We start from the raw sequence: 20,674 nt of genomic DNA, 5'->3' as shown, positions 1-20,674 counted from the left end.
GTTGTTCGAGGTCACGCCACGGAAGGGGGAACGGAACATCGGGGCTGTCAGCCGTTGCAGCGCTCGACGCTCCATCCATATAAACCCGGGCCCGGCACGGGATGACGGGGCACATTGCCCGTCGCGGTGCGGGTCACGACATCAGGTGAGGTGACTCTAATAAGAGGGGCAAAAAATGGCTTGAGAGCCATCCCTAGTGGGGCTAGGAAATTTTCCTAGTTTTTGCGCTTTCGCGGACAAAGCGTGAGAAACATCACACCGCTGATGCCGGATTGCTGCCATTTCAGCCAGTTTGGCGCTTTGTGCGAGTGCTGGGCTGGGCTGGGCTGGGCTGGGCTGGGCTTGGCTGGGCTTGGCTTGGCTGGGATGGGGAGGTGGGATGGATTGGCCAGAAGGTAGCCAGGGAAAGGTAAGGGGAGAAGTTAAGGGAAAAGTGAAGGGAGAGGGCTGATTGACCACCAATTCTCAGGTGGCGATATTGGGGAAAGGCCCGTCAGCCATCCCAAAAACAAGAGGCCACCCCGTGGGGTGGCCTCTTGTCATGTTTTACGAGCCGCGATGGCGAGGGGGCACTCAGGCCGCCTTGGCCAGAGTTACCTCATCACTCTTTTTGACCCGCAGTTTTTTCAGGGCAACCGCCACCACGCCGGTGACGATGGCACCGCAGATCATGCAGAGCAGGGCCAGCAGCGGCTTGTTGACGGCACCCAGCAGGGCCACAATGGGGCCACCGTGAGCAACGCTGTTGGTGATGCCAAACAGGAAGGCCATCACGGCTGCGGTCATGCTGCCCAGCACGTTGGCCGGAATGACGGCCAGCGGGTCACGGGCGGCGAACGGAATCGCACCTTCGGAGATACCCACCAGACCCATGGCACCGGCGGCTTTGCCCGCTTCGATCTCGGACTCGTCAAAGATGCCGAGCTTGCGACCGAGCACGGTCGCAAGCGACATGCCAAGGGGCGCGGCCGGGATGGCGCAGGCCATGGCGCCCATAAACTGGGTCTGGCCGGAGGCAATCATGCCGACGGAGAACAGGAATGCCACCTTGTTGACCGGGCCACCCATATCAAAGCCGGCCATACCACCCAGCACGATACCCAGCAGCACCAGACTGCCACCGCTCATGGAGAGCAGCATGGCGTTGAGGCCGGTCATCATGTCGGCAATCGGGGCGCCGATGATGAAGATAAAGACCGCAGCGATAAACAGGGAACCTACGATAGGGGCGATCAGGATAGGCACCAGCGGTTGCACCATCTTGTGGTACTGACGGGTGGCAATCCAGCGCACCAGATAGCCGACCAGCAGGCCCGCGATGATGGCACCGATAAAGCCGGTACCGGCGTCAGCGCCGTAGAAGCTGCCGTTGTTGGCGATCCAGCCACCGATAAAGCCCGGTGCCAGCGCCGGACGATCACCGATGGCGTAGGCGATATAGCCCGCCAGAATGGGGATCATCAGGGTGAAGGCGGCCACGCCGACGTTGAGGATCTGGTTCCACATGCTCCCTTCCGGGATCTGCATGCCGCTCGGGGTCGGGTTGCCGCCGATGGCGAGTGCCAGCGCAATCAACAGACCGCCGGTCACCACGAACGGGATCATGTGAGAGACGCCGTTCATCAGGTAGCGATAGAGATCGGAACTGCCGCCCGCGCTCTTCTCTTCACCTTTTTTATCTTCTTTGCCAGCCACATAGGCGGGGGCTTTCAGGGCCTGCTCGATCAGACCCTTGCCATCCTTGATGGGGGCCTTGACGCCGGTCTTGATGAGGGGCTTGCCGGCAAAGCGGGCCATATCCACCTGCTTGTCACAGGCGACCACGATGGCGCTGGCGCGAGCGATCTCGTCCGCGGTCGGGCTGTTCTTGACGCCGATGGAGCCGTTGGTCTCCACCTTCACCTCATAACCCAGCTCCTTGGCGGCGCGCTCCAGCGACTCGGCCGCCAGATAGGTGTGGGCGATACCGGCCGGGCAGCCGGTGACACCGATGATAAAGCCCTTGCTGGTGGTCGGGGCCGCGCTCTGCTCCTCTTTCTTGGTCAGCAGCAGCGCCAGCGCATCGGCCGGGGTTTTTGCCGCCAGCAGTTTGGCGATAAAGCCCTCTTCGATCAGCTTGCCGGAGAGCTCGGCCAGCACTTCGATATGGTGGTTGGCGCCGCCATCGGGGGAGGCGATCATAAAGAAAATGTGGGACGGCTTGCCATCTTCGGCGCCGTAGTCGATGCCGTTGCGACTGATGCCGATGGCGACCGCCGGATTGCACACCGCCGCACTCTTGGCGTGGGGCAGGGCCACGCCCTCTTCAAAGCCGGTGTTACCCAGATCTTCGCGGGCCCACAGATCCTTGATAAAGGCCTGCTCGTTGCTGACCTTGCCTTGCGACGCCAGCAGGCGGGCCATCTCGGTGAAGACCTCTTCCTTACGCGTCGCTTTCAAATCGAGGTTGATCAGATGTTCATTGATCAAGGTGGTGATCATGGCGCTCTCCCCGCTTCCGGTGACGGAAGCTATGCGTGAGTACGTATCGACGTACTGGATAAAAATGACCTGATCATTATCGCGGCTCGTCCACTCCCTCCCTATCGGACAAATGTGCCAATAACTGGATTTTTGTGCGCAGTAAAACGCGATGTGATGAAGATCCCGTTTTCAGGCAGGACTCGCCATTTTCAGATGTTCACACATTTTTTCTTTAAAAACAGATAAATGGATTATGGTTAGGCTCGCCGTCAGGTTTGCAATGCGCCATATCAATAAATTAATCATCAGCGGGGTCTGGATTTATATGTGGTTTTAAGGCGTTATTAGATGTGACCCTTCTCACAAAAAGTCGCAGTTTCGTCGGGCGGATTAGGATTTTTATGCGCCTGATGGCGGAGGCCAATCGCATTGGCTGGGCGAGCGCAGAGGGGCGTTGTTTGGGAAGAAAGTGTGGTGGCAAGAGAGGGATGGCTGAAAAGAGAGAGGTGATAACACGAACGTTCGAATACGCTGCGCTATTCGAACCTGCGGATTACACAATATGCGCCACCGACCCCAGCCAGTTGGGAACTTGTTGCCGATACCACTCCAGATATTGCTGTGCCTGCGGCTTCTCCCTTCTGGTCAGCAGATTGGTGACCTCAATAATCAGCCAGCACTTGGCCATGACGAGATGGCGCAGCAACCGGTTGCCAGAGAGCAGCGAACTGTGGCGCAGATAGCGTTCAATGATGGTTTCATACTCAGCCAGCGAACCCATCCGCGGCACCAGCGGGGCTAGATCGATGGCCGGACTGCCATAACCAAATCGCTCCCAGTCAAATAACACCATCTCACCATTGTTGCGGGTGCCCCAGTTGCCCTCATTGCTATCTCCCGAAATCAGGCATGACTCCTCGAATAGTTCGTGACCAAGTTGCTGGATATGGCGGATCTTCTCGTTTACCGCTTCCGGCAAGCAGAGTACAGAGAGCGCCTCGTCGGTGTCGGCGAGCGACCAGCCGTGAGTTTTCACCGCAAAGTCGGGCTGATAGTTGGCGTTATGCAGGCAGGCCAGCTGAGCAAAGGTCTGTTCGTTGTGGTGCAGCTGCGTGAGCGTGACCGGATGAGGGATCTGCTCAAGGAACAGGGTCTCCCCTTCGACCTTGAGCAGGGCTGGAGTGTTGAGCCCGCTCAAATGCAGTGCGGCGCGTTGGTAGAAATGGCGCTCGACAGGCGATGCGCCGCTTTTTCTGATACAGGGTTTGCCATCCAGCAGCTGGATACTTACCGAAGCGCCCCCCATTTTCGCCAGCTCCTGTTGCGTCATCCTCTACCCCGTTAGCTATGAGTGGTCAGTTGCGTGAGATAGCTATGTACCTCTGTGCGAGTCGTGAAACGGTGCTTGTCGTTTGGGAATCGATCAAACAGCTCGTGATGGAATTGGCGGGAGCTTTTGCCGGCTCGCTGCCCATATTCCGATGCCCACACCAGCAGTTGTTGAAAGCTCTCTTCGGCTGCTACGGCATCCCGTTGCCTGGCACTTTGTGATCCGCGCGATAGCAGTGAATCACGGCATACTGACCAGTCGAGATCCAGAAAAAGCAGGGTATCGGCGGCATCAAGCAGTTGCTCGGCCAGGGCACCAAATACCCCTTCGACCACCCATGATGGCTCTTGAGCAAGTGTTTGAATGGCATGATCAATCTCATGCTGGGGCCGTTTTTGGTTAAACCCGCCCGGTTGCCAGACGATGGTGTCCAGATTGACCTCGCGGATAGTTAACCCCTCAGCCAATCGAGCTGCCAACCAGCTCTTGCCCGACCCAGAGTTGCCAATAATCAGAATTCGTTTCATCTATGAGCGCTCTTTTCTGGAACAGATATCTGGAGGCTGGAAAGTAGGGGGCAATGCGCAGCTCTGCGGGATCGGCCTCCAGCAGCAGCGCTAGCGGCAGTTGGTCGGGGTTCGTCTCGACAAACGTCATCTTTATTTCTCTTTTATCCCGCTCTGACGGTCCGTGGTGCGCCGTCCTCTGGGCCTGATGGTCACTCAATATTCCAGAAACTTCTCGCCGCAGCGCTCGCAGATCAGGTGCTTTACATGGGTGGCCTGGTAAGCCAGCGTTTCGCCAAACGCCCAGTTGGTAATGCTGCTGGAAGTAAAGGCTTGCCAGAAGGCTTTGCGCGGATCCTTGGGCATGATGTCCTGGCTGTGATCGCGGGCGACCAATACCACGAGATGGCGGGTACGCTCCCTGCATTTGTCACAGCGATGGATTTCACTCGGCGGGTTCTGGTCGTGCGGGTTGCTCATAAATGGGCTCGTGAAGTGAGGCAGGCGCCCATCATATTCCTCTCCACTTGGCTCTCAATCTCTCCTTGCTGACGCAGTGAGCAGGCTCACATTTTTGCGCCCCCTCTTTGTTATTTTCCCGCGCGCCGCAGCCGTGTGCCTCTGGTCGATGCCCGCTTCTGCGGTTTGCTGGTGAGTGGTGATGATATGGCGGGTGGGGTGAGCTCGGGCTTGTCCAGCCAGCTCAGGCCGACTCCCGTTTTTGCAGATTGGGGGTGATGATATGGCGGTTGGGGGCGAGCTCGGGTTGCTGCATCCGGGTCAGCAGTCGTTTTGCCGCCTGACGGCCGATTTCGCGGGCCGGTGAGCTGACGAAGGTGAGGGCGGGGGAGGTGAGTTCGGCCTCCGCCACATCGTCAAAGCCGAGCAGGGCCACCTGCTGGCCGATGTAGTTGTCCTTGCCCACGGTGCGGCCGCTCGCCTCGACGCCATAGATGGCGCCGAGCGCCACCTCGGGGTAGTGGCAGAGCACGGCGGTCACCTTGGGATGCTGGTGCAGCAGCTGGGCGATGGTGTCGGCGGCGCTGCGCTGGGTGCGCTCGCACTCCAGTACCCACTCCGGTTTGAAGGGCAGGCCATATTGCAGCAGGCTGGCGCAGTAGCCGCCGATCCGCTCGGCACGGGTGAGGGAGTCGGCCCGCCCGCCGACATAGGCGATATGGCGGTGCCCCTGCTCGATAAGGTAGGTGGTGGCCTGCTTGGCGGCGTGGGTGTTGTCGGGGCCGATAAAGTCCACGTCATCCCGATAGTAGGAGCGGGCGGCGCACACCACCGGCAGCTCGGAGTCGAGCAGGGTTTCCAGGGTTTTGGCCGCCGCGCCGCGCACCGGATTGAAGATGATGCCCGCCACCCCTTGGCGTGACAGGGAGTGGATGCTCTGCTGCAGCCGCTCCGGGCTGTGGCCGCACTGGGTCAGAAACAGCAGATAGCCCTGCTGCTCCAGCACCTCGCTCACCCCGGCGGTCACCTCGGTATAGAAGGGGTCGGTGATGTCGCGCAGGATCAGCCCCACCAGATTGGACTGCTGGCTGCGCAGGTTGGCGGCGGCGCTGTTGGGCACATAGTCGAGCTCTTTTATCGCCTGTTGCACCCGCTCGGCGGTGGCCGGGGAGATACGTCCCTTGCCGTTGAGCACCATGGAGACGGTGGTGACCGACACTCCCGCCCGCTGGGCGACATCGGTGATCTTGGTGGCTTTGGCAGAGAGGGATTTGGGCGACATAGGGCGAATGGACGACGGACAGTTGAAAGCGAGGCCCCAGCATACCTGCTCATATGCCCAAGTGAAACGTTACATCACCATCTGGCCGATCCGGCTCACAAATTTGGATCCTGCCGTCAGCCAGCCCCCTTATTCTGTGATCCTGTCGGCACTTGTAAATTGATAAAACGTTTTATCATCCAGCAAAACCTGATGCTGACCCGCGCCTTTTGCTTCGAGATTGCCTCGAGCGGGGGAGGGCAGCCGCAGATATTGCTGTCTATTCACAAGGAGCCGTTTCATGGCCAAGCCTCAAGCCAAATCCACCATCTGGGAGTTCCTGCAGAGCCTCGGCAAGACCTTTATGTTGCCGGTCGCCCTGCTGGCCTTCTCGGGCATCCTGCTCGGTGTCGGCAGCTCGCTCACCAGCGATGCGGTCAAGCAGAGCATGCCCTTCCTCGACAATACCGTGCTGCAACTGCTGTTCCTCTGGATGACCAAGGTGGGGCTGGTGGCCTTTATCTACCTGCCGGTGATGTTTGCGGTGGCCATTCCGCTCGGGCTGGCGCGAGAAGAGAAGGGGGTCGCGGCCTTTGCCGGTTTCGTCGGCTATGCGGCGCTCAACCTCTCCATCAACTTCTACCTCACCGTGGCCAACGTCATCGGTGACGCGGCGGCGGAGAAGGCCTACGGGGTGAAATCGATCCTCGGCATCAGCTCCATCGACACCGGGATTCTGGGGGCCATCATCGTCGGGGTGATCGTCGCGAAGCTCCACGCCCGTTTCTACACCTACAAGATGCCCGATGCGCTCGCCTTCTTCGGCGGTGCCCGCTTCGTGCCCATCATCACCGCGCTGGTGCTGGGTGTAGTCGGTCTGGTCGTGCCGTTCGTCTGGCCCTGGTTTGCTGCCGGCATCAATGGCATCGGGGCGCTCATCTCCCACGCCGGTCCCTTCGGCCCCTTCCTGTTCGGTACCGGTGAGCGTCTGCTGCTGCCGCTCGGCCTGCACCACATTCTGGTGGCGCTTATTCGCTTTACCGAAGCGGGCGGCACCCAGCTGGTATGTGGTCACGAGGTGAGCGGCGCCCTCAATATCTTCTACGCCGAGCTCTCTTGCGCCGACACTTCCGGCTTCTCGGTCTCTGCCACCTCCTTCCTCTCTCAGGGCAAGATGCCTGCCTTCCTCGGCGGCCTGCCGGGTGCGGCGCTCGCCATGTATCACTGCGCCCGTCCGGAAAATCGTGGCAAGATCAAGGCGCTGCTGGTCTCCGGTGTGGTGGCCTGCGTCATCGGCGGCATCACAGAGCCGCTGGAGTTCCTGTTCCTGTTCGTGGCACCGGTACTCTACGTCATTCACGCCATCCTGACCGGTCTGGGCTTTATGACCATGGGGCTGCTCGGCGTCACCATCGGCAACACCGACGGCAACCTGATCGATTTTCTGGTGTTCGGCGTGCTGCAAGGCACCGCCACCAAGTGGTATCTGGTGCCGGTCGCGGCCGCCATCTGGTTTGCCATCTACTACAGCGTGTTCCGCTTCGCCATCGTGCGCTTTAACCTGAAAACCCCGGGCCGCGAGATTGAAACCAGCGAGACTGCCCAGCCCGCAGGCAAGAAGGCCGGCAACAGCGGTTACAACGGTGAAATCATCCTCAACGCCCTGGGCGGTGCCGATAACATTCTGGCGCTCGATAACTGCATCACCCGCCTGCGGATGTCGGTGCAAGACATGAGCCGGGTTGATGACAAGGTATTGAAGGCAAACGGCGCCATCGGGGTGATCAAGCTCGACGAGCACAACCTGCAGGTGGTGATCGGCCCGCAGGTGCATCTGGTGAAAAACCAGCTGCAGAGTCTGATGGGGGCCTGAACCGGCCAATAAGATCCGAACGGGGGGCGCAAGCCCCCCTTGTTTGCCTCTCTCAATATGTCTCCTGTTTATGGAGGGAGAAACTTCATGCACGATATTTATGACTTCGACCATGTGGTCGACCGCCACGGCACCTACTGCACTCAGTGGGACTATGTAGCCGACCGTTTTGGCCATGCCGATCTGCTCCCCTTTACCATCTCCGACATGGATTTCGAGACCGCCCCCTGCATTCGCCAGACCTTGGCAACTCGCCTGGAGCACGGGGTATTTGGCTACAGCCGCTGGAATCACGACGACTTCAAAGGGGCGGTGAGCGACTGGTTTGCCCACCGCCACGGGGCGAGCCTCGACCCCAAGACGCTGGTCTACGGCCCCTCGGTCATCTATGTGATTGCCCAGCTGGTGAGCCTCTGGTCGGCGCCGGGTGAGGGGGTGCTGGTGCATACCCCCGCCTACGACGCCTTCGGCAATATGCTGACTGCCAACGACAGGGTGCTGCTGCCCTGTCCGCTCAAAAAAACAGAGGGGAGCTACCAGATCGACTGGGCCTGCTTCGAGCAGCAAGCCGCTCGTCCCGATTGCCTGATTTTGCTGCTCTGCAGCCCCCACAACCCCACCGGCCGGGTCTGGACGCGGGATGAACTGGGCCGGATGGCCGCCATCTGTCAGCGCCACGGGGTCAAGGTGATCTCGGACGACATCCATATGGATGTGAGCTTTGCCCGCTACCTGCCGTGGAGCGAGGTGGCACCGGACGATCACTGGGCGCTGGTGAGCTCGGGCTCCAAATCCTTCAATATTCCCGCCCTTGGCGGCGCCTACGCCTTTATCGCCAACGCCGCGGCGCGGGCCTCCTATCTGCAGCGGCTCAAGGCGGCCCATGGCCTATCATCGCCGCCCATTCTCGGGGTGCTGGCCCATATCAGCGCCTATCGGGACGGGGCTGCCTGGCTCGATGCGCTCAAATCCTACCTGCACGGCAATCTCGCCCACGTAGCGGCGCGCCTCAACGCAGCCTTCCCCGCCATCGACTATCGGGTGCCCGAGGGAACCTATCTCGCCTGGATTGACTTGAACGGTCTTGGCATCGACACCACCGAACGGATGAATGAATTGCAAACCTTGCTGGTGGAGAAATACCGGGTCGCCATCATGCGCGGCGACACCTACGGCCCCGAAGGCACAGGCTATATCCGCCTCAACGTCGGCTGCCCGCGCTCGAAGGTTGACCAGGGGCTCGACGCCCTGATCGGCGCGCTGGGGGAGGTGGGGTAGAGCAAATCCATTCAACATGAGAAACATAACGGGGCCATCAGTGATGGCCCCGTTATGTGGGGAAATATAAAAAACCGCCCCGGATTTACGGGGCGGTTTTTTATTTTGCGATACCGAGATGAGTCGTGGACGACACAAGGGCTCAGCGATAGCGGCCACGTACCGAGCTGCTGGCACGGCCGGCCATCTTGATCAGGCTCTGGCGGGTGTGCAGGTGGCAGAGCGCGACGCCGAGGGCATCTGCTGCATCCGCCTGCGGGGTGGCGGAGAGTTTCAGCAGATGGGTCACCATATGCTGCACCTGCTCCTTGGCGGCGCCGCCAGTGCCGACCACCGCCTGCTTGATCTGGGTGGCAGAGTATTCGCTCACCGGCAGATAGGCGTTGACCGCGGCGACGATGGCGCTGCCCCGGGCCTGCCCCAGTTTCAGGGCCGAGTCGGCGTTGCGGGCCATAAAGACCCGCTCGATGGCAAACTCGGTGGGTTTGAACTGGGTGATGATCTCGCATACCCCGTCATAGACCTGCTTGAGGCGCTCCGGCAGCTCGCCGCAATCGGTGCGGATGCAGCCAGAGCCAAGGTATTCGGCCTTGCCGCCCACGACCCGGATAACCCCGTATCCGGTGATCCGCGAACCCGGATCGATGCCCAAAATAATGCTCATGGGTGTTGATTGCTCTAAACGCGAGTGATGGCCGCCAAGATAGCAAACTGTGGCCCGTTTGGCTGTATGTCCCGGGTCAAGCGGGCAAAGATTGGCCAGCTTGACCCGGGCGTGGCTACCCCTTGAACAGCGCTATGGTGTCGCCATCCTGCAGGCTGCCGGCGCCACGCACCACCACCCGATCCCCCTGCTTGAGGGAGCCGCTCACCGCCACCTGCTGGCTGTCGCCAAACAGCACGGTGACCGGCACCCGATTCACCTTGAGCGATTTGCCGCTTCGCGCCACCTGATAGACCACGCTGCCATCGGTGCCGAGCACCAGGGCATCCCGGGGCAGCAGCATGCTCTGTTGCTCCCCCAGTGGCAGGGCAACCCGCACCGGCGAGCCGATGATGAAGGTGCCCGCTTCCGGTTTGAGGCGCAGCTCGATGAGGCGCGACTTGGGATCGGCGCTGGCGGCTCGCTGGTAATAGACGCCGTGACCGCTCAGCTGCTCCCCCTCCACCCGCAGCCGGGTTTGCGGCGCCAGCTGCTGGGCCCATAGAATGGGGGCCTGCAGGCGGATATCCGGCTGATCCGGGTTGACCAGCTCCAGCGCCTGCTCGCCCGCGTCCACATGCTCGCCGGGCTGGATGAAGTGGTTGTTCACCACTCCGTCGAACGGGGCATAGATGTGGCTGCGGCGCAGCTGTTCCTCAATTTGGTTCACCTGTATGGCGGCCAGCCGCTCGGCCAGCGCGGCCTGCTCCACATCGTAACTGGCCTTGTCGTATTGGCTCTGGGAGGCGCTCTTTTGCTGGTGCAGTCGGGTGATCCGCTGGGATTCGGCGCGGGCGAAGCGCAGGTTGCTCTGCCATTTCGCCTGCTCGGCGCGAGCCTGCTCCAGCGAGAGGCGCAGCGCCGCGCTGTCGAGGCGCAGCAGCTCATCCCCTTTTTTGACCCGGCTGCCAAATTCGGCGATCCACTCCACCCGGCCGCTCACTTCGGCGCTGAGTGCCGCCTGCTGGCGACTCGCCACCGTGCCGCTGACCCAGATATTGGCGGCCGCATCCCCTTGGGTCACATCCGCCAGGGTCACCATCTTGCCCTGATCGGCCAATACCGGTAGCGCACTGCCTGCAATCAGCACAGCGCCAGCCAACATTCGGGTAATCATGTGTGTCATCGATGAGCTCCTTGCTCAGGCCCGCTGGCGCAGGGGTTGTGGGATCGCCACCTGTTCCCCGAGACGCAGGAAGGCAGGCAACAGGATCAGGGTAAACAGGGTGCTGCAGCTCATGCCGCCGACAATGACGGTGGCGAGTCCGCGGTAAATTTCACTCCCTTCGCTCGGGCTCAGCATCAGCGGCAGCATGCCGAAGATGCTGGTGAGACTGGTCATGGCGATGGGGCGCATCCGGCTTTGCAGGGCATCGGCCACCGCCAGCTGACGGCTCATGCCGTCCCGCTCGGCGGTGCGGGTCTGATGCACCAGCAGGATGGCGTTGTTGACCACCAGTCCCAGCAGGATGACAAAGCCGATGATGGTGAGCAGATCCATCGGCAGCGGCACCAGCAGCCCGCTCAGTTGCAGCGCCAGTACGCCGCCAACCGAGGCTAGGGGCAGGGTGAGCAGCACCAGTAGCGCATCCTTGAGGGAGGCAAACACTCCCCACAGCAGCACCAGCAGGATCACCACGGCGAACAGGAAGATGGTCCCCAGATTGTCGAGAGCCTGTTGCAGGCTGTCGGCGTTGCCGGCAATGCGCAGCTCGCCACCGGCGGGCAGCAGGGGGCGGATGGCGGCAAAACTGCGGTTTTTCAGGGTGTCGATCACCTGCTCCATGGTCATGCCCGCCGGAGGTGCTATCTGCAGGCTGATGCTGCGCCGCCCATCGGCCCGGAAGATGCTGGCCGGGCCCATGTCGTGCTCCACCCGCAGCAGCTCGCCAAGGGGGACGATGCGCCCGGAGGGGGTGGCCAGCGGCACTGCCTTCAGTTCGTCCGGATTGGCGGAGCTCTGCCCCATCAGCATGATGTCGAGCCGATCCTCGCCGTCGAAATACTCGCCAACCCGCAAGCCGTCGCCAAAGGTCTGGATGATGGCGGGCAGGGGCGTGCGATCCCAACCCACTTCGGCGAGACGTCGATCTTGCGGCACCAGTTTGAGCTCGGGTGCGGTGAAGTCGAGACTAGGTTCGGGCCGGATCTGTGCTCCCGGCAGGTCCTTGCTGAGGATCGCCATGCTGGCACGGGCCGCCTGATAGAGCTCGGGCAGGTTACCCCCCTGCAGCAGCAGGGAGACGCCGTTTTCGCTGTCAAAGCCGCCAAACAGCGACCCCTGACCGCCGAACACCCGGGTGTCGGGAATACCCACCAGCAGCTGTTTCATCAACAGGCTCTCCAGCTCCTTGATGCGGTTTTCGTCCTTGGGGCGCACGCCAATCTGGGCCCCCCCCGGGTAGCGCAAGATGTAGTAGTTCTTGAGTGCAGGCTCTTTCTCCCCCTTCATGTAGGGGGCGAGGCGGGCGATCAGGGTATCGATCACCTCTTCGCGCTGGGCCTTGAGGTTGACCCCGGGGGTGAAGTTCATCCAGACATCCACCGCGTCCCGTTTCACGTCCGGCAGATAGTCCATCTTGGGCAGCAGCGCCCAGGTGGCCAGTGCCGGCAGACTCATCATCAGGGTAATGACCGTCCAGCGCTGGCGTGAGGTCGAGGTCCAGCGGATCACGTGACGGGTAGTGCGCTGCCACAGCGACTCATAGGGATCGGTCAGTGTTTCATGTCCCATCCAGCGCGCCGCCACCGCGGGCAGCACGGTGACGGCGACCAGCATGGAGACCGTCACGGCGCAGGCGATGGTGAGCGCCAGATCGGCAAACAGCTGACCCTCCACATCGTTGAGCAGCAGCACCGGCAGGAAGATGGCGACCGTGGTGAGGGTGGAGGCGACCAGCGCCGTCCACACCTGACGGGTGCCTTCGAGCGCCGCCTCCGCCTTGCTCAAATCCCCCCGCTCGTGGCGCCGGTAGATGCTCTCCAGCACCACGATGGCGGCGTCGAGCACCATGCCGACGGCAAAGGCGATGCCCGCCAGCGAGATGATATTGAGGGTGCGATCCATCACCTTGAGCAGGCAGAAGGTGAGCATGATGCTGATGGGGATGGCGAGGGCAATCATCAGGGTCGCCTTGAGCTGGCGCAGGAAGAGCCAGAGGATGGCGCAGGAGAGCAGCACCCCGAGCCCCAGGTTGGCGGTGACCATGCTGACGGCGTGATTGATGTAGAGGGAGGCATCGAACGACTGCTCCATGTGCAGCCCGACCGGCTCCAGCACCTCGCGGTTGAGCTCGTTCACCCGGGCCTTGATCGCCTCAAGGGATGCCAGGGCGTTGGCACCGCTCTCCTTGAAGATCTGGGCGGCGATGGCGGTATTGCCGTTCTGGATCCGCAGCACCGGGTTCTCTTCCCGGGCCACCCTTACTTCTGCTACATCCCGCAGATAGATGGGCAGGCCATCGCGCCAGTCCACCACCTTGTCCCCCAGCGTCTCGACATCATAGCGACCGGCGAAGCGCAGCTTGTACTCCCAGCGACCAATGTCGAGGGTACCGGCCGACACGTCCCAGCCGGTGGTGGCGCGGCTGGCCAGCACCGGGATCTCAACTCCCAGCTCGGCGGCGCGGTAGGGGTCGAAGCGGATCTGGATCTGGCGCTCGTTGATCCCCTCGATTGCGACCGTCGAGACCCCTTCGATGCGTTCCAGCTCGGGTTTGACCCTCGCCTCGATCAACGCCTGATGATCATCGATCACCCCCTTGGCGCCGGGCAGCTGCTGGATGAAGAAGAAGGTGAGGGTATCGTTGCTGCTGTAGTTGTTGACGTAGGGGCCGCCAATCTTGTCCGGCAGTCCCGAGACCCGGTTCAGTCGCGAAATCACATCGAGTTGGGCCCGTTGCATGTCGGTGCCGAGGGCAAACTCCATGTCGATTTCGGTAAAGCCGGGATAGCTGTTGCTGACAAGGCTCTTGAGCCCTTGCACCCCCTGCATCTCCTGCTCGATGGGGTCGGTGATCTCCGACTCCATCTCTTGCGGCGAGGCGGAACGCCAGCTCACCGAGATGTTGAGGTGTGGACGGTCGATGTCGGGGAACAGCTGGATCGGCAGTCCCCGGATGCTGAGCAGGCCCAGCAGGAAAATCAGCACGATCGAGACCGCCACCCAGATGGGGCGTTCGATCGCCGTTTTGGCGAGGTTCATTCACTCTTCCTGAGTTGTTGTTATCGGCCATTCCGCTGGCCTTGCTTCCAAAGTCCCTGCAACAGGGACTCAAGCATTTAACTGGAATTCTCCCGGCTTGTAAATGCATGGTTAACAAACAAAAAAACCGGCCACGAGGGCCGGTTTGGTAATGGTTTGCCAGGGGATCAGGCGGCGTGCTCGACCTTGTTTGGCTGCTTGTTTGCTTGCTGGGAGAAGCCTTCCAGCTCGCCCGGGGCGAAGTTGTCTACCTGAATCGCTTCGTAGCGCAGGGCATCGGCGGCCAGCAGCTTGTCCGCTTCGTCCTTGCTCAGGATGGAACCGGCCAGCGCGGCGGCAACCAGCTCCGGCAGCGCCAGTTTGCGGGGCAGTTTGCCCTCTTTCTGGGCCTGCACCAGCTTCTTCTCGTAGGGCTGCACAGCGACCATGGCCTGGAAGGCGCGCTCCATCAGGCCGACCGGATCCGCCTCGTCCTTGCCTACATAGCAGAGGGCGGTCAGACGGTCGCGGAATTCGCCCGGCTTCATCATGGCCAGACAGATGGCGTGGCAGCGATCGTCGGCTGGCATCTTGTAACCGACGCCGAACGGGAACACCACGCGCTTGAGTACGGCACCCACCACCTTGTTCGGGAAGTTCTGGAAGAAGCCCTCGAACGCCTTGCCAATCAGGTAGAGGTTGCGCTCCACCGCGTACTGCACGAACGGCAGATCGGAGACCATGCGGCCCTGATCCTCGTAGTGCTTGAGGGTGGCGGAGGCCAGATAGAGGTGGCTCAGCACGTCACCCAGACGGGCGGAGATCATCTCCTTGCGCTTGAGATCGCCCCCCAGCATCAGCATGGAGACGTCGGCGCACAGGGCCAGCCCTTTACTCATGCGGGACAGCTGCTTGTAGTAGCGGGCGGTTTCACCAGCCACCGGTGCGCTGTTGAACTGACCCAGAGTCAGCCCCTGGAACAGGGAACCGAAGAAGTTGCCGGCGCCGAAGGCGATGTGCTTCATCAGCAGGGCGTCAAACTTCTCGAGACCGCGTTCCACGTCGGTGTCGGCTGCAGCTTCCAGCTCGGCAAAGACGTACGGGTGGCAGCGGGTAGCCCCTTGCCCGAAGATCATCAGGTTGCGGGTCAGGATGTTGGCCCCTTCCACCGTGATGGCGACCGGAATACCCATGTAGGCGTAGCCGGTGTAGTTTTTCGGGCCCAGCTGGATGGCACGACCGGCGTGGATGTCCATGGAGTCATCCATGATTTGACGCGCCATTTCGGTCATGTGGTACTTGGAAATCGCGGTGACGATGGCCGGTGCCTGACCCAAGTCCAGCGAACCGGCGGTCATACGACGGGCTCCTTCCAGCTGATAGGTGAGGCCGCCGATGCGAGCCAGCGCCTCTTGCACCCCTTCAAACTTGCCGATGGACATGCCGAACTGTTTACGCACGTAGGAGTAGGCGCCCACGGTACGGCTCGCCATGTGACCGCAAGCGGTGCCCAGCGCAGGCAGCGAGATGCCGCGACCGGCGGAGAGGCACTCCACCAGCATGCGCCAGCCACGACCGGCGTAATCCGGGCCGCCGATGATCCAGTCGAGCGGAATAAACACATCCTTGCCGAAAGTCGGGCCGTTCAGGAACGCCAGACCCATGGGGTAGTGGCGATCGCCGACGCGCACGCCCGGGTGGCTGGTGGGGATGAGGGCGCAGGTGATGCCGAGCTCTTCCTTGTCACCCAGCAGTTTTTCCGGGTCATAGAGTTTGAACGCCAGCCCCAGCACGGTAGCGCGCGGCGCCAGGGTGATGTAGCGCTTGTTCCAGTTGAGGCGAATACCCAGCACCTCTTCACCCTTGTGCATCCCTTTGCAGATGATTCCCTTGTCAGGAATGGCACCTGCATCGGAGCCCGCCTCCGGCCCGGTCAGGGCGAAGCAGGGCACCTCTTTGCCATTGGCCAGCCCCGGCAGCCAGAAATCTTTCTGGGCCTGGGTGCCATAGTGCATCAGCAGCTCGCCCGGGCCGAGGGAGTTCGGCACCATGACGGTGACCGCCACGCTCAGGCTCTTGGTGGCGATGCGGGTGACGATGGTGGAGTTGGCAATCGCCGAGAACTCGCGGCCGCCATAGGATTTCGGGATGATCAGGGAGAAGAAGCCTTCCTTCTTCAGATAGTCCCACACCGGTTCCGGCAGGTCTTTGGTTTCGTTGACGATCTTGAAGTCATCAACCATGGCGAGCAGGGTTTCGACCTGATTGTCGATAAAGGCCTGCTCCTCTGCGGTCAGTTCGGCCTTGCCGTAACCGTGCAGTTTTTTCCAGTCGGGGTTGCCGCGAAACAACTCGCCATCCCACCAGACGGAGCCGGCTTCCATGGCCTCCCGCTCGGTGGCTGACAAGGGCGGCAATATCTTTTTGAAGATGCCGAACACCGGACGGGTTACCACCTTTTTACGGATGGAGGGTACGCCGAGCACAACGGCTATCGCCAGCACCAGCAGGACAAGCAATGTGATCATACCGAAGTTCCTTCTATTTCACTGTTTCCGTTGATTTATAGTTGGTTGTTACACGGCCAGGGAGAGCCTGGTCGACTCCACGGGCGCCCCGACTCCGGACGCCAGATAAGGAATAACGTTGCGCACCAGCCCTTCCACATCGAGCTGCTGGCCAAAGTCGGCCAGGGCGATGTCGCGCAGGGCATCGGCAGAGGCCATGGTGAATACGACGGTGCCCAGGGTGAAGTGCAGGCGCCAGAAGAGATCCGCGGGCGACAGGGCCGGATTGGCCTTGGAGATGGCCTGGGTGATCCGCTGCAAAATGGGGCCATAGTGGGCGGTGATAAAGCGGCGCAGGTGGCCCTGGCTGTCGATATAGCCGCGCCCCAGCAGCTGCATAAAGATGGCCGGGCCGTTGGCTCGCACCGCCGAGAGTTTCATCAGTGGCTCTACAAAACTTTCAAACAGTTGCAGCAGGGTCAGCTGCTCTTGCTCCATCAGTACCCGCAGGCGAGCATCAAGATCGGGCATAAACAGGCTCAGATAGCGGTCGAGCACCGCCTGGATCAGCTCCTTCTTGGAGCCGAAGTGATAGTTCACCGACGCCAGATTAACGTCGGCCTCGCTGGTGATCAGACGCAAAGAGGTATCGGCGAATCCCCGCTCGGCAAACAGCACTTCAGCGGCGTCGAGAATACGGTTTTTGGTATCGATTTTACTCACTGGACACCTCACTTAAACGAATGTTTAAAAAGTACGTTTCATAACGTGAAGTGTCAAGAGAATGTGAATGAGTGTTAGCGGAATGTTTTTCGATGAAAAAAGCAAAGTGGGCGGAACTTAGTCAAAAAGCAGGACTCTATATCTATGCCACTGCAATTAAACATTAAGTCTCGCCCAACCTGCTCCATGCTAGTTGGGCTTTTTTTTTGCGCGTTTGTTACCGGTTTGCGGTTTGCAGGCAAAAAAAACCGCCGCAGGGCGCGACGGTGGGGAAAGTGAGTTCGCGTCATCCTGACGGCAAACTGTCGATGCGAGTTCAGGCATGTATCGACGGAGGCAGTATGCCAGCCAGAGCCCCTCAGACTATGTCAGCTTCGCGGTTTTTTGTGACAAAGTGTGGCAAGCACTGGCGTGGCCCAAGCTGCCGCTCTTTGCTATGCTGCCCCTTCAAAATATGAGGGGAGAGAAGATGAAGTACCCGGTCGATACCCACACTCACACCATTGCCAGCACCCATGCCTACAGCACCATCCACGACTATCTGCCGATAGCCAGGGCCAAGGGGATCAAGCTGTTTGCCACCACGGATCACGGGCCCGAGATGGCCGATGCCCCTCATGTCTGGCATTTTGCCAACTTGCCGATATTGCCAAGAGTGGTGGATGGGGTAGGGATCCTGCGGGGTATCGAGGCCAACATCAAAAACCTCGACGGGGAGATCGATTTTCCCGAGCGCTATGAGTCGCGCCTCGACATGATCATGGCGGGTTTTCATGAGCAGGTATTCCCTCCCTGCGATCAGGCCACCCATACCCAGGCGATGATCAACGCCATCAAGAGCGGCCGGGTCGATATGATCAGCCACCCGGGCAACCCCGCATTTCCCATCGACATTCAGGCGGTGGTCAAGGCGGCCGCTGACTATCGGGTAGCGCTGGAGATCAACAACTCCTCCTTCATTCATTCCCGCCCGGGGAGCGAAGGCAACTGCCGTGCCATAGTCGAAGCCGCGCGAGATCTGGGGGCCTATCTCACCTTCGGCTCCGATTCCCACGTGGCATTTACTCTTGGAGATTTTGACCACTGCCACCGTCTGGTGACCGAAGCGGGCTTCCCGCAAGAGCGGATCCTGGTGCGCTCTCCCCGCGCCCTGCTCGATTTCCTCGAGAGCCGCGGCCGCGCCCATATCCCCGAGTTTGTCGATCTGTAAATCGGGCTCTAACACCATGAGCCAACTCATAAAATCGAGCTGGCTCAATTGACTTGCCGGTCATTTTTTATGAATGTGGAGAGCAACAAGCCGGTATAGCTCAGTTGGTAGAGCAGCGCATTCGTAATGCGAAGGTCAGGAGTTCGATTCCCCTTATCGGCACCATATAAAACAAAGTGTTAGGTTTTTTCGTTAACGATTTTAGTGTGAGTTTATCGTCGGCGTACTTGTTGGCGTACTTGTTGTGAAGAGTATAGAATGGGTCGTTTCTTACTCTTGTCATACGCGCCTTATGTGTAAGGTCATCCACCTGTTCTCCCAATTTCAATACATCAACCCGGTTACCTTCTGTGTAGATGCTGGAGCCGTGAATAGTTAGTTGCACCATTTAGTGTTGCTGGCTTCATGGTCATAGCAACGATGATGGCTCGCTACCACTCATCAATAGTGGTATTTGCTGATTGATACAGTTGCTCAGGGGGGGGCAGATCAATCAGAAAACGCAGATTTCCCTTCCCCAAGTAGCAGTTACACTTTGGTTTGTGACCGGCTAGCCAAGACTATTCAGTTTGTTTATAGCGCTCACAACACCGTCATGTCCTCTACCTGAGCGTTGTATGTCGCAGATTGATTTTGCCCTTCATCAACTGCTTGAACCGATTCATCGCCGTCTCTGCCAGTGGGTTGAGCTTCGGCATCATGGACATTTTCCAATGACACTTCCACCGCCACGATATCGTGAGTGGCCGGGTCTACTGCCAGATGCAACTTGCACCGCACTTGCCGCCGTGTTTTTGACCTTCCACTCACCATCTCCAAATATCTTGAGGCCAGTCGAGTCGAACACTAGGTCGGTAATGCGTCCCTTTGGGGGCTGTCGATAGGCCACTGTTACTGTGCGTGCACGCTTGCTGACACAGCTATAGTCCGGTGAGCACGACGGCACATTTATCAACTCGAACAGGGAGTCGAGTAGTTCCTGAGTAGCCCGCAGAGTGAGGTTGAAAATTCCCTTGAGCATCAGGGAGGTACTGATGGTCTGGTCAGTGTAAAGCGGGCTGCGGTCCCGCCGTACATGAAGGTCGTAGCGAAACCAATTGCTCATGGCTTCGGCATCAATCCAGAAGGTGAGTTAGCCACTATTAATCAAAGATTTGTTGTATTTAGGTCAGTTGGCGATGGAGTGAGGCGACGTACCCATAATGCAGACTTGAAGAGGATGGTGGTGATCAGAACGCCAAATCCTCAGGTAGTTACATTCAAGCTGTATAGATTTGGGCAACAACGCCTCTGTAAGTAAGAAAGGCATGATAACGAGTTTTGATTGGGTTTTTGTTGGCGAAGTTTTATACAGAGCTGTTGAAAACAAGGCTACTCTATTGCAAGTTCAGCTATGTTCAGTACACCAACATAAGGATGGTTATTTATAATCGCTTATAAAATAGCTCTAATTATTTATAAGACATAATAATTGTCTGTCATTTCTATGTGGTTATTTATAAAGTCTAATAGAGTCAATGGCTTATTTCGTTTTCTCTCTAAGTTTTTCTTGTGTATTTTTATATATGTGATTTAATCCTTCTCAAACTAGAATGTGAGGGGTATATGGTATACGAGCAAGATATTCGTTTGATCAAGATGACTGAAGTAGTAAAAAAAACAGGCATGTCCAGGTCTACAGTTTATAGCTTAATAAGTCACGGATTGTTTCCACAACAGGTAAGTTTGGGGCCTCGCTCCGTTGCATTTGTAGAGGCAGAAATTGACTCTTGGATTAGAAATAAAATTGCAATTAGAAATCGTTGTAATGCTAATAGGTATACAGATTAACTCCAGCAATAATGTTTATCTATACCTTGATAGAGTGAAAAATAAACCACACGTCAAATGGCTTGTGGTTTTCTTTGAGATGCAACCGTTTACCTTTATCACGATACTGATAGTCCATTCACTGTGGGTACTTAGGCGCAGATCACCCCGTTGTCAGCCGACAATCGCTGTTTACCAGTGTCAAAATTCCATTTCACGATACCTGTAGTTGTTCAGGTCAGCGGGTACTCAGGTGCAGATCACTCCGTTGTCAGCCGACAATCGATGTTTGCCAGTGTCAAAATTCCATTTCACGATACCTGTAGTTGTTCAGGTCAGCGGGTACTCAGGTGCAGATCACTCCGTTGT

At 59.1% G+C, this 20,674-nt stretch carries 14 protein-coding genes, 1 tRNA gene and 2 pseudogenes; 5 read left to right on the top strand and 12 right to left on the bottom strand.

Features of this window, described 5'->3' with window-relative positions:
* Positions 1-573: 573 nt before the first annotated feature.
* The 6 genes and pseudogenes from G5229_RS15185 to G5229_RS15160 form a co-directional block, all read right to left on the bottom strand.
* Positions 574-2,481, bottom strand: a complete 1,908-nt coding sequence (locus G5229_RS15185) for a PTS fructose transporter subunit IIABC (protein WP_421209498.1) — start codon at positions 2,479-2,481, stop codon at positions 574-576.
* A gap of 535 nt (positions 2,482-3,016) precedes the next feature.
* Positions 3,017-3,793, bottom strand: a complete 777-nt coding sequence (locus G5229_RS15180) for a phosphotransferase family protein (RefSeq protein ID WP_421209496.1) — start codon at positions 3,791-3,793, stop codon at positions 3,017-3,019.
* Positions 3,794-3,804: 11 nt separating this feature from the next.
* Positions 3,805-4,320, bottom strand: coding sequence for an AAA family ATPase (locus G5229_RS15175; protein WP_216951773.1), 516 nt, complete (start codon positions 4,318-4,320; stop codon positions 3,805-3,807).
* Positions 4,321-4,351: 31 nt separating this feature from the next.
* Positions 4,352-4,450: pseudogene (locus tag G5229_RS15170) on the bottom strand (GNAT family N-acetyltransferase); the annotation flags it as partial.
* 65 nt (positions 4,451-4,515) lie between these two features.
* Positions 4,516-4,779, bottom strand: coding sequence for a hypothetical protein (locus tag G5229_RS15165; RefSeq protein WP_421209494.1), 264 nt, complete (start codon positions 4,777-4,779; stop codon positions 4,516-4,518).
* A 223-nt stretch (positions 4,780-5,002) separates the two neighbouring features.
* On the bottom strand, positions 5,003-6,040 hold the full coding sequence (locus tag G5229_RS15160; RefSeq protein WP_103252222.1) for a Mal regulon transcriptional regulator MalI: 1,038 nt from the start codon (positions 6,038-6,040) through the stop codon (positions 5,003-5,005).
* 280 nt (positions 6,041-6,320) lie between these two features.
* Here G5229_RS15160 and malX point away from each other — a divergent pair, with 280 nt between their 5' ends.
* Both malX and G5229_RS15150 read left to right on the top strand, forming a co-directional pair.
* Positions 6,321-7,892 (top strand): maltose/glucose-specific PTS transporter subunit IIBC, encoded by a 1,572-nt coding sequence (gene malX / locus G5229_RS15155; protein ID WP_005353570.1) that lies wholly within the window; start codon positions 6,321-6,323, stop codon positions 7,890-7,892.
* Between the two features lie 87 nt (positions 7,893-7,979).
* The gene (locus G5229_RS15150; protein WP_421209492.1) at positions 7,980-9,170 is read left to right on the top strand and encodes a MalY/PatB family protein; all 1,191 of its coding nucleotides are present in this window, start codon (positions 7,980-7,982) and stop codon (positions 9,168-9,170) included.
* A gap of 142 nt (positions 9,171-9,312) precedes the next feature.
* On the opposite strand, the gene ruvC is transcribed toward G5229_RS15150, so the two are convergent.
* The 5 genes from ruvC to G5229_RS15125 all read right to left on the bottom strand — a co-directional run bounded on the left by ruvC (position 9,313) and on the right by G5229_RS15125 (position 17,286).
* Positions 9,313-9,834 carry a crossover junction endodeoxyribonuclease RuvC gene (ruvC, locus tag G5229_RS15145; RefSeq protein WP_005334512.1) on the bottom strand — a complete coding sequence of 174 codons (522 nt, stop codon included), beginning with the start codon at positions 9,832-9,834 and terminating at the stop codon, positions 9,313-9,315.
* Positions 9,835-9,949: 115 nt separating this feature from the next.
* Positions 9,950-10,999, bottom strand: coding sequence for an efflux RND transporter periplasmic adaptor subunit (locus tag G5229_RS15140; protein WP_421209490.1), 1,050 nt, complete (start codon positions 10,997-10,999; stop codon positions 9,950-9,952).
* Positions 11,000-11,014: 15 nt separating this feature from the next.
* Positions 11,015-14,077, bottom strand: a complete 3,063-nt coding sequence (locus G5229_RS15135) for an efflux RND transporter permease subunit (protein WP_421209488.1) — start codon at positions 14,075-14,077, stop codon at positions 11,015-11,017.
* Between the two features lie 167 nt (positions 14,078-14,244).
* The gene (locus G5229_RS15130; protein WP_236353445.1) at positions 14,245-16,584 is read right to left on the bottom strand and encodes an acyl-CoA dehydrogenase; all 2,340 of its coding nucleotides are present in this window, start codon (positions 16,582-16,584) and stop codon (positions 14,245-14,247) included.
* Positions 16,585-16,632: 48 nt separating this feature from the next.
* Positions 16,633-17,286: a TetR/AcrR family transcriptional regulator gene (locus G5229_RS15125; protein WP_005334507.1), complete on the bottom strand. Its 654-nt coding sequence runs from the start codon at positions 17,284-17,286 to the stop codon at positions 16,633-16,635.
* Between the two features lie 469 nt (positions 17,287-17,755).
* On the opposite strand from G5229_RS15125, the gene G5229_RS15120 reads away from it, so the two are divergent.
* Together G5229_RS15120 and G5229_RS15115 are read left to right on the top strand one after the other, a co-directional pair.
* Positions 17,756-18,496: a phosphatase gene (locus G5229_RS15120; protein WP_201986556.1), complete on the top strand. Its 741-nt coding sequence runs from the start codon at positions 17,756-17,758 to the stop codon at positions 18,494-18,496.
* Positions 18,497-18,585: 89 nt separating this feature from the next.
* Positions 18,586-18,661 (top strand) — tRNA-Thr (locus G5229_RS15115).
* Between the two features lie 513 nt (positions 18,662-19,174).
* Here G5229_RS15115 and G5229_RS15110 read toward each other — a convergent pair.
* A pseudogene (locus G5229_RS15110) lies at positions 19,175-19,646 on the bottom strand (IS5 family transposase); the annotation flags it as partial.
* A 455-nt stretch (positions 19,647-20,101) separates the two neighbouring features.
* On the opposite strand from G5229_RS15110, the gene G5229_RS15105 reads away from it, so the two are divergent.
* On the top strand, positions 20,102-20,326 hold the full coding sequence (locus G5229_RS15105) for an AlpA family transcriptional regulator (protein WP_042082421.1): 225 nt from the start codon (positions 20,102-20,104) through the stop codon (positions 20,324-20,326).
* Positions 20,327-20,674 lie beyond the last annotated feature (348 nt).

Source organism: Aeromonas sp. 602396 (assembly GCF_049173735.1).
In the GTDB taxonomy this organism is placed as follows: Bacteria; Pseudomonadota; Gammaproteobacteria; order Enterobacterales; family Aeromonadaceae; genus Aeromonas; species Aeromonas veronii_A.
Note: the sequence above shows the minus strand (reverse complement) of the source record. Positions and strands in the feature narration are given on the sequence as shown.